This is a genomic window from Rothia sp. HMSC061D12, assembly GCF_001836735.1.
Taxonomy (GTDB): Bacteria; Actinomycetota; Actinomycetes; order Actinomycetales; family Micrococcaceae; genus Rothia.
Map to the genome: position 1 here is coordinate 86,285 of NZ_KV830310.1, position 10,795 is coordinate 97,079.

Annotated in this window: 6 protein-coding genes and 1 riboswitch; of the genes, 2 read left to right on the forward strand and 4 right to left on the reverse strand. The window is 55.5% G+C overall.

Annotation, left to right across the window (positions count from 1 at the left end; translation table 11 throughout):
• Window positions 1-7: 7 nt before the first annotated feature.
• The 4 genes from HMPREF2682_RS08385 to HMPREF2682_RS08400 form a co-directional block, all read right to left on the reverse strand.
• On the reverse strand, window positions 8-1,990 hold the full coding sequence (locus tag HMPREF2682_RS08385; protein WP_070833210.1) for a M13 family metallopeptidase: 1,983 nt from the start codon (window positions 1,988-1,990) through the stop codon (window positions 8-10).
• Window positions 1,991-2,219: 229 nt separating this feature from the next.
• Window positions 2,220-3,665 (reverse strand): MFS transporter, encoded by a 1,446-nt coding sequence (locus HMPREF2682_RS08390; RefSeq protein ID WP_070833213.1) that lies wholly within the window; start codon window positions 3,663-3,665, stop codon window positions 2,220-2,222.
• Window positions 3,666-4,181: 516 nt separating this feature from the next.
• Window positions 4,182-6,509, reverse strand: coding sequence for a 5-methyltetrahydropteroyltriglutamate--homocysteine S-methyltransferase (gene metE, locus HMPREF2682_RS08395; RefSeq protein WP_070833216.1), 2,328 nt, complete (start codon window positions 6,507-6,509; stop codon window positions 4,182-4,184).
• Between the two features lie 151 nt (window positions 6,510-6,660).
• Entirely contained in the window at window positions 6,661-7,566 is a 906-nt protein-coding gene (locus HMPREF2682_RS08400; protein WP_049340837.1) for a methylenetetrahydrofolate reductase, read from the reverse strand.
• A gap of 117 nt (window positions 7,567-7,683) precedes the next feature.
• Window positions 7,684-7,800, reverse strand: a riboswitch (SAM riboswitch).
• A 704-nt stretch (window positions 7,801-8,504) separates the two neighbouring features.
• Here HMPREF2682_RS08400 and HMPREF2682_RS09315 point away from each other — a divergent pair.
• Together HMPREF2682_RS09315 and HMPREF2682_RS08410 are read left to right on the forward strand one after the other, a co-directional pair.
• A complete protein-coding gene (locus tag HMPREF2682_RS09315) occupies window positions 8,505-9,509 on the forward strand; it encodes a radical SAM protein (protein WP_246827299.1) in 1,005 nt (334 codons plus the stop codon).
• 80 nt (window positions 9,510-9,589) lie between these two features.
• Window positions 9,590-10,795: ATP-binding cassette domain-containing protein (locus tag HMPREF2682_RS08410; protein ID WP_246827298.1), on the forward strand; the 1,206-nt coding region annotated here is incomplete at its 3' end.

A 10,795-nucleotide genomic window follows, 5' to 3' on the forward strand; every position in this document is an offset into this window, starting at 1 on the left:
CGGGATGCTACCAGATGCGCACACGCTCCTCCGGAGCCAAGTACAGTGCATCGCCCTCAGAGACACCAAACGCCTCATAGAACTCATCAATATTGCGCACCACACCGTTCACGCGGAACTCATCCGGCGAGTGCGGATCCACCGAAATCATCACCTCAGCATGCTGCGGGCGGGACTTCGTGCACCAGCCGCGAGCATTCGAGAAGAAGAAACGCTGAATACCGGTCATACCGTCAATCACCGGCGCGTCAGCCAGCGACTCAATGCCCTGCTTCTTCAAAGCCAGACGGTACGCCTTCAACGCAATCGACATGCCAGCCAGGTCGCCAATGTTCTCACCCAGAGTCAGCTCACCATTCACGTGGAACTTCGGATCCAGACCCACCGGAACGTACGCGTTGTACTGCTCCACCAGTGCGGAGGTGCGCTCCTTGAACTTCGCGTAATCCTCCTCAGTCCACCAGCTCTCCAGCTTGCCGTCACCGTCGTAGCGGGAACCCTGATCGTCAAAACCGTGACCAATCTCGTGGCCAATAATCATGCCGATATTGCCGTAGTTCGCCGCATCGTCGGCATCCGGGTTGAAGTACGGCGGCTGCAGAATCGCTGCCGGGAACACAATCTCATTCGCCGGGGGCATGTAGTACGCGTTCACGGTCTGCGGAGTCATCAGCCACTCCGACTTATCCACCGGCTGACCCTTACGGGCAATCAGCCAGTCAGCGTCAAACGCGCCGGTACGGCGCAGGTTCTCGAACAGGTCGCCAGGCACGAGCTCCAGTGCGGAGAAGTCACGCCACTTATCGGGGTAACCGATCTTGGTGACGAACTTCGACAGCTTCTCCAGCGCCTTCTGGCGGGTTGCCTCAGTCATCCAGTCCAGCGACTCAATAGACTCGCGGTACGCCTCCAAGAGGTTGCCGACCAGAACCAGCATCTTCTCCTTGTGCGAGGGCGGGAAGTGCACAGCCACGTACTCCTGGCCAATCTCCTCACCCAGAGCCTTCTCAACCGCACCCACGCCGCGCTTCCAGCGCTCACGAATCTGCTGGGTACCGGAGAGGGTCTTGCCGTAGAAGTTGAAGCTCTCCTGAACCAGTTCGTCGTACATGAACGGCGCACGCGAACGCAGAACAGTCCATACAGCCCACAGCTTCCAGCTCATCAGCGGGATGGAGGTGAACAGCTTCGCCGCACCCTCAAAGAAGGACGGCTGACCCACAATAACCTGGCCCAGGGTCTCCGGGTCGGCGCCCAGCGCCAGCAGCCACTGCGAGAACGGGAAACCGGGGAACTTCTCCTCCAGCTCGGTCGCCTGGTACGGGTTGTAGGTCGCCTCAGCGTCGCGGTTCTCCACGACGTTCCAGTGCAGGCGAGCCAGCTCCGACTCGTGAGTGAACACCAACTGAGCCGCCTGCTCCGGGGTCAGGCCGAAGCCCTCAGCCAGACCGGTCAGCTCAAACATGCGGGCAATATGCTCAACGTACGCCGCGCACGCAGCCTCATGCTTCTCTTCACGGTAGTACGATTCATCCGGCAGACCCAGACCCGACTGGTACAGGAAGAACGTGTAATTCTTCGGGTCCTTCGGGTCGTTGCTGGTGTACCAAGCGAACAGCTGCGGCAGACCCGCACGAGACAGCAGCGCCAAGGTCACAGCAAGGTGGGAGGGGGTTGCCGAGTTCAGAATCGGGGCGATTTCCTTCAGCAGCGGCTCCAGGCCGTCTGCCTCAATCTTCTCAACATCCATGAAGGAGTTGTACAGCGCGCCAATGCGGGACTCCGGCTGCTCCTTCGCAATCTTCTCCACCAGCTCACGCACGTGCTTCTCTGCGTTATCGCGGAGGGTGTACAGGCCGCCGTCCTTGGGGCGGTCCGCCGGGATTTCGTGGGTAGCCAGCCACTTACCGTTGACGTGGCGGAAGAAATCGTCGCCCGGCTTGACGGTTTCATCCACCCATTCTTTAGTGATTCCAGAGTTAGTAGTCATGGTTCCATTCTATGTTCTTACGCCCCCAAGCCACAGGATGCCCGGCACGGCACCAGATGGTGGCTCACCGGTACAGGCGCTTCTCAGAGGCGTTTTAGGCGGCAGAAAGGGCGCATAGCCTCCTCCAGGATGCAGAAAACCCGCCCACACGGTCACACAACCGTACAGGCGGGTTAACATCTACCCTCTGAACTTATCTCTAGTTCAGGAAAGAAGAAGCACTATTCGCTTAAGCCTGAGCCTTCGCAGCCAGCTTCTGTGCACGCTCAGCCATCATGCGCTTCTCAGCACCGTTGACCAGCCACAGGAACAGCACAGCCAGACCGGAGCACACAATCATGAAGACGAACGCGGTGCCCCAACCCCAGTGGTCAACAATGATGCCGATACCGGCAGACGCCAGGGTTGCACCCAGCGCGTAACCGAACAGGCCGGTGAAGCCCGCAGCGGTACCCGCAACGTGCGAGGGGGACAGGTCAATAGCCTGCAGACCAATCAGCATGACCGGACCGTAAATCAGGCCACCAATCAGAGCCAGTGCAACGTACGCAATCCACAGGGGTGCATCCGAAGAAGGCAGCCAGTACAGCAGGATTGCGCCAACGGTCGCAAGCAGGAACAGGATACCCGCGGGGGAGCGGCGACCCTTGAACATACGGTCAGAAACGTAACCGCACAGGACGGTGCCACCAATACCGGCAAGCTCCAGAATCGAGAAGCCCGCAATACCACCCTCAAGGGAAGCGTGGCGCACATCGTGCAGGTACTTCGGTGCCCACACCAGCACGCCGTAACGCAGGGTGTACACGAACACGTTCGCCAGAGCCAGGTACACCATGGTCGAGTTGGTCAGCACGTGCTTACGGATGGTGGTCCAGGTGGACTCTGCACGATCCTCAGCGGTGGACTCAACCTTGTGCGGGTCGTTGCGGTACACGTCAACGGTGGGCAGACCCTCGGCCTCGGGGTTGTCACGGATCAGCAGCCACGCCACGAAAGCCAGAACGAAGCTGATAACAGCCGGGAACCAGAACGCAACTTCCCAGGTCTTGCCGAACATGGAGAAGCCCCAAGCAACCAGCAGACCGGACAGCGCGCCACCAACGTTGTGGGCGGTGTTCCACCACGAAACCTTAGTACCGCGCTCGCTGGTGGAGAACCAGTTCACGAGCACACGACCCGAGGGAGGCCAACCCATGCCCTGGAAGATGCCGTTGAAGACCATAATGGTCGCCATGATGGAGGCGATAGCCGCACCGTAGCCCGCCGCGCCCGCGCCTTCACCCATGTAACCGGTCAGCGCCAGCAGGATGTTGGCAACACCCGAGAGCACCAGACCGATGGGCAGGAACAGACGCGCATTCGAGCGGTCAGAAATCATTGCGGTGAAGAACTTGCTGAAGCCGTAAGCCAGCAGCAGTGCGGTGGACAGCGCACCAATTGCGGCGTTGCTGAAGCCAAGTTCCTTGGTCAGAATCGGGGTGACCAGCGGGACGTTGTTACGAATCAGGTAGAAGGTCGCGTAACCGATGAAAATACCCATGAAAACCTGCAGACGCATGCGCGGGTACTTTGCATTAACTTCAGCCTCGCTCAGTTGAGGCTTGGGTGCCGGAATTGCGAGCCAGCGGGGTACAGAACCCTTCTTCTTCTTTGATGAAGTGGTAGTAGTCATGCTGGAATTCTAAAAACGAATTCTCATAAAAATGCTAATCCGATGGGCATATTTTCATCGGATTGTTCACAAGGGTGAACGGATATTCAGAGCGATTGTTCTATAAATACTGTTTTTATCCTGGAATGACGGGGAAGTGCGCAATCTGTGTGATGTAGGTCTGTCTACTGGGCAACATTGCCTCAAGCCGTGTAATGAATATAAATACTTTCTCTGTTGAGTAAGTATGTGTTTTGGTCAGACCACACTTAAATTTAGAGTAATTTATACCCTAAGTTCAAATAAAAACCACTTAAACACCACTAAATCGGTGCCCTAAAACAGCACAGAAAAGCCCGCCCGTACAGTGCAGAAGAAAAACTGTACGGGCGGGCCCGTTATCTATCCCCAAAAGCTCGGCATACAGTCGGTACGCATACCGGCTCGAAGCCGAACAGCCGCCACCTGCCGCAGGTTACCGCGAGCAAACCATCATCCGGTCAACCCGCAGCAGGCAGCGGAGCCAAGAGGCGCCTCCTAGAGGGATGCGCGAATCGCCTTGGTGGCATCCACCAGGTGACGCAGAGACTGCTTGGTCTCCTCGTAATCACGAGTCTTCAGACCACAGTCAGGGTTCACCCACAGGTCAGCAATGGTGCCGTAACCAATCGCAGCCTTCAGCAGGGACTCAATCTCATCCTGCGAAGGAACACGCGGGGAGTGGATGTCCCACACGCCCGGGCCCAGACCGGAAACGAAGCTCTCCGGAATGTCAGCCAGCAGCTCCATGTGCGAACGAGCCGCCTCGATGCTGGTCACGTCGGCGTTCAGAGCGTTAATCGAGTCGATAATCTCGTTGAACTCCGAGTAGCACAGGTGGGTGTGAATCTGGGTGGAGTCCTTCACCGCGCTGGTTGCCAGGCGGAAGGAGTTCACCGACCAGTCCAGGTACTGCGGCTGCTCATCGCGGCGCAGGGGCAGCAGCTCACGCAGAGCCGGCTCGTCCACCTGAATGATGCGGATGCCTGCCTCCTCCAGGTCGGCAATCTCGTCGGCAAGAGCCAGAGCCACCTGGTTAGCGGTCTCGCGGCGCGGCTGGTCGTCACGCACGAAGGACCACGCCAGAATCGTCACGGGGCCGGTGAGCATGCCCTTGACGGGCTTGTCGCTCAGTGACTGTGCGTGGGAGCTCCACGGCACGGTGAATGCCTCACCGCGCAGACCCTCGCCGTGACGCTTCACGTCACCGAACAGGATCGAGGGGCGGGTGCAACGCGAACCGTAGGACTGAACCCAGCCGTGGCGGGTGGTTGCGAAACCGTCGAAGTTCTCGGCGAAGTACTGAACCATGTCGTTACGCTCAGCCTCACCGTGAACCAGCACGTCCAGGCCCAGCTCCTCCTGCAGCTTGATGACCGAGGCAATCTCGTCACGCAGGAAGCCGTTCAGCTCCTCAGCGGAAATCTTGCCCGCACGAGCCTCCGCACGGTGGCGGCGAATCTCAGCAGTCTGGGGGAAGGAACCGATGGTGGTGGTCGGCAGCTTCGGCAGGTTCAGGTCAGCCTGAGCCGCGCGGCGAACGTCAATGGTCGGACGGTCGAAGTCCTCGGCGGTTACAGCTGCGGCGCGGGCACGAATCTCGTCGTTGTGCTTGCGCGGGTCGGCGGCGAAGCGAGCCAGCGCCTCGTCAGCAGCCTTCAGCTCCGGCTCAACAGCAGCCTCACCCTCGGCCAGGCCACGAGCCAGCAGGGCGATCTCGGCAACCTTCTGGTCGGCGAATGCCAGGCCGTCCACGGGAACCTCGGCGGGGTCTTCCAGAGCCAGGTCGTGCGGCACGTGCTGCAGGGAGGTCGAGGAGGACACCGACACGGCACCCTCGGATGCGCCGGGCAGCGCCTCCAGAGTCTTCAGAGCCGCGCGAACATCGGCACGCCACACGTTACGGCCGTTCACAACACCGGCAACCAGGTGCACGCCGGCGGCAGAAACGGACTCCAGCTCAGCCTTCGAGTACACGCCGTGCACCAGGTCAAGGTGCAGAGCCTCAATACCGGTACCCAGCAGTGCCGGCAGGTTCTCACGCAGAGAACCGTAGGGGCTGGTCACCAGAATCTGCGGGCGCTTCTCGCCGGCAGCCAGGGCACGGTAGGTGCGCTCAGCCAGCTGCGCAACCTTTGCGTTGTCGGCACGGTCCACGGTCAGGCCCGGCTCGTCCAGCTGAACCCACTCAACACCGCGCTCAGCCAGCTGCTCCAGCACCTGAGCGTACGCGGCAACGAACTCATCCAGACGGTCAACGGGGGAGAAGTCCTCAGCGGAACCCTGCTCAGCCTTAGCGCCCAGCAGCAGGGTCAGCGGGCCAACAATCTGCGGGCGAACCTTCACGCCAGCCTGCTTTGCTACCTCGAGCTGCTCGTCAATAGCCTCAAGGTTCAGCTTAATCTCGGTGCCGGCACCAATCTCGGGCACCAGGTAGTGGTAGTTGGTGTCGAACCACTTAGTCATCTCCAGAGGAGGCAGGGTCTCGGTACCGCGCGCCAGTGCGAAGTAGCCGGGCAGATCCAGCAGGCCGCGTGCATCCTTAGCCTCAGCCAGACGCTCGGGAACCAGGGTGAACAGGCGAACAACGTCGAGCACCTGGTCGTAGTAGGAGAAGGTTGCCGGAATCGAGTAGTTGTCAGCCTTCAGACCGGCGGCGGTCACGCGCTCGAAGTAGGTGCGCTGCACGTCTGCGGCGGTGTCCTGCAGCTCCTGCAGGGTGGCCTTGCCCTTCCAGAAAGCCTCCTGAGCCTTCTTCAGCTCACGGAAGCGGCCCACGCGGGGGTAACCAACAATAGTTGCGGCGGGGAATGCGGTGTTCGACATAATAATTTTTTCCTTTACTGGGGATAGATAGGGGAGTCAGTTCCGGTATTTCGCCACCCAGCGGTGGGCGGTGAAACGGAGGTTGTAACTCCCGGAATATTTGCGGGGGAGACAATGGGAACGCATCCGACAAGGAGCGTTACGGGTTGGGTTAGGCGTATTCCAGTTCGCTCAGCGGCTGAGAGAAACGGTTGCTGTATCGGGGTAGGTCCAGCTGGTCCAGAACGTCCAGCACCGCCGCATGCTCGTTGAAGGTGAAGAAGTGCAGGCCCGGTGCGCCCGCATCCATCACGGCGCGGCACTGGTTCAGCGCGTAATCCACGCCGATGCGGTGCAACTCTGCGTTGCTGGTCGCCGTCTCTAGGGCGTAGGCGAGGTCCGTCGGGACTTCCATGCCCGCCATCTGGCAGAGGTTCTGTAGGCGCTTCAGCGAGGTTACCGGCATGATGCCCGGAATAATCGGAATATCCACGCCTGCCAGGTGCGCCGAATCGACCAGGGCGCTATAGCGTTCATCCTCAAAGAACACCTGAGTAATCGCGAAATCCGCGCCGGCACGCTGCTTGGACAGCAGAATCTCAATATCCTGCAGCAGGGATGCGGACTCGGGGTGCTTCTGCGGGTATGCCGCCACACCAATCGACACCTTGCCAGCTGCCAGGTGGGCGAAATCTTCACGCTCCACGCGGCGAATGAGCTCTACCAGGTAGCGGGCGAAAGGAAGTTCAGAAACCTGACCTTCCTGAATATCACCGCGAAGAGCCAGGAAACCGCGCACACCCAGACCCAGAATCAGGCGGACTGCACGCTCCAGCTCGTGCACTGAATGGCCTGCGCAAATCAGGTGAGCCAGCGGGGTGAGGGAGGTTTCATGCACCAGGTGGTCGAGCAGCGCCAGGGTCTTCTGGCGGCGCTTCGCGTCACCGGCGTAGGTGACTGACACGTAGTCGGGGTTGGTGCCCTCAAGCTCGGCAATGGTGTGGAGTAGCGACTCGCAGCTTGCGTGTGAGCGGGGTGGGAATAGCTCAAAAGAAAGAGCCGGGTGAACTGTCGTCATAACCTTCCTTCGTGTTCACCCGATAGATACGCACCGGGAGGGTGCGTGAATTCTTCTGCAGGATGCGCTGTACCGGTTTGTGGGTACGACTCATCAAGGGGTGCCGAAGGGTATTCTTCTCTATCGGTTCTGGCGGGAGCACCTTGTCCGTACCCTGCACCGTGACGGTGGGGGATACTGGCGAGGTTGCTGCGACGTCTACGAGCCAGATCTCTCGGTCGCTCTTGATAGATAACGCTTTCACTCTACCCACTGCCTCCGAGGGTGTGCAAGGGATGCGGCGGTTGATGTCCTAATATTTCTGGACATGACATTGGGGAGAAATATGAACTTAATATGACTGACTATGACGAAGGGTGCTGGGGGCGTTGCGGGTAGAGCTGTCGGCTGACCCCTGGGTGTCTGGGACTTCTTCTCCTCTACAGGAGCAGGAGGCGGGTAGAGCTGCTGGCTGACCCCTGGGTGTCTGGAGCTACCGTAGCGACATTCGCATAATATTCTTGGACACGCGCGGATATGCGTGTTTTAAATTTCATTGAGGGGTAAAGTTAGCTGGCAGAAGTACAGCCGTACTTCATTAACTACTCTTCGAGGAGTTCTCATGATTAAGTTCATGTGCGATCTGTTCGGTATTGAAATTGTTCCGGCAGGCGGCGGTCGTTGCGGTGGCCGTATGCCGCGTCCGGGACAGAGGCCGCAGTAGAAAGTGAATTACCCCTGCTTCCATCCGTTGCGTTTAGTCTGATGGGTGGAAGCAGGGCTACGGTTCCAACCAAAATACAAAGGAGTTATCGGTCATGGGTCAGGTGTGGGCTAAAAGGGGAAACCGGATTTCCCTCGTGGAGTATAAAGGCAATTATTTTATTGTGCCTCGCTTGTTAGTTACTGCTAATGGTCGGACGTGTTTGAGTCCATGGGTGCTGGATAGACTATTATCCATGAGCCGACTAAAGAAAGATTCTAACGAGGCGCTTTCTGTAACGTATCATCCAGGTTTCGCATGTAATTTGACTTGCTCGTATTGCTATCAGATAGATTCTAATGGACTCCGTCCCCAAAATAAACGGAATAAGACAATTACCACGGAGCAGATGGCTAGCTTTCTTGCTGGGTATGCCAGAGACATGAGAAAGTCTGAATTTTCTGTGACTTACTTGGGCGGCGAGCCCCTTTTGTATATAAAAGATATTCTCGAGTTTCACCGATGCCTTAGTGGGTTTATGCCGATTAATGGGAGTTTTCTGGTAACCAATGGTGTGTTAATCAATGAAGAAAATATAAAGTATTTGAAAATGATAGATTGTTACACCATTCAGATTACATTAGATGGTTCTGAGGATGTGCATAATATGTACAGAAAAACCAAGTCGGGGTGGGGTAGCTATCGAAAGATTGTTGATTCGATTTGTCTACTTCTGCAAGAAGACTTTTATGTAAGCATTAGGATAAATGTAACTAGTGTAAGCGTTAATTCTATAGAGAGTCTTCTTGATGACCTGTATATAAATCTTGGTCATCCTAATAACATGTCGATTTATTTCGCACTTATTGACAATACAAATATGTATCATGATTCTATTAAGGAGTCGAATGAATATATTGATAAATATGTTAATGCGTATAGGGTTGCAGTGAAGAAAGGTTTCAAAGTATCTCGCCCTGGGCATAGTGGCTATTGTTCAACATGTCGAACCCCAAGGTCTGAATTAGGGTACCAGCCAGAAGGGGTAGTCTTGACATCCTCTGGAAAATTGTATAGTTGCTGGGACAGTGCCGGCCAGCAATCGATGGAGGTTGGAAATGTTATTGATGGGTATAATCCTGCAGCTTATGAAAAGTCATGGGTTCAGTGTGGCTACTTGGATTGTAATAAGTTGTCACAACGGGAAGCCATCAATTCAGTTATTTTGATGCTTAAAGATGAATTCAATATGACTTTGTGAGCGTGGTGAGAATGAAAAATCTATTTTCTTCTATACTCTGGTCTTTCCGCCTAGCCTGGAAAACCTGTCCTGGGACCCTAGTGAGCGCCGCCCTATCACTAGCCGTCATAGCCTGCATTCCCCTGAGCCAGTCCTTGCTGATTGGTAATACAGTATCAGCCTTGAGCGGTTCAAATGGTGGCGCGGCCTGGATTTATATTGTTGTGCTTGCCATTGTTGTTGGAATTAATATTATTGCTCAACGTTGGGTAATAAGTAACATGCTGATCCTCAAGTCAAAGGTGAACTATCGGGTTCACTGCATGTTAAATAACAGGTTATCTACATTTCCGTTGTCTAATATAGGTAGCACAAAATCGCAGGAAGATATACGTGCTGCTAGAGAGGCAATATCGAAACAGGAATTGCAGGTTCACACCATGTCAGTTATGACACTGGTGAGTGCCTTCGCAATGGTGTTACTTCTCTGTCTTAATATCGCGAACGTCAGCATTGTGGCAGCAATTTTTGCGGCACTGTGTTCATTGCCCCTAGCCATTGCAATGGTGATTCTCGCTAAACGTGATTACGCTATCTACACCCTAATGTACGAGGATTATCGGGCAGAGAACTACTATCTAGACAATCTGATGGCTCAGAGACGAGCCCAAGAACTTCACCTCATGAGAGCCTCCCGATTTTTCTCGCAACGCGTAGCGTCCTGGCGACGTCGGGCAGTCGGTAGGGAATTGAGCCTTGAAAGTGTTAGAGGAATTGTCTCCATAGTTGCAGGGCTACTCTGCTCTGTCTTACTTTTTGCGTCCCTGTACTTCCTTGTGGATTCAGGAGCCGATATATCGTATGTGGCCGGATCGCTGATTGGAATTATTGCCTGTGTTAACGCGACCCAAGAGGTGGGATATTCATTTGGTCAGATTATTAATGGAGCATTATCTGTTCAGCAATTCCGAAGGGTATGCGACTCTGATACTTACGACCATGCCTCTGAGATAAAAACTTCTAACCCTAATCGTGAAAATATTTCAAAAATTATATGCAAAGATGTATCCGTTCAGTATGAGGGCGCGTCGTCTTTTGCGCTTAAAGATATTAATCTTGAGCTGATGAATAATCAAATGATTGCAGTAGTTGGTGCCTCAGGCGCGGGAAAAACAACGCTAATAAATGCAATTCTTGGAATTACACCAATTGCCCAGGGGAGCATAACGTATAAGGGTGCTTCTTCTGAGAGTGAATACAACATGTTGGCAAATGTTGGTTTGGTGAGTCAAGACTACGGCCGTTAT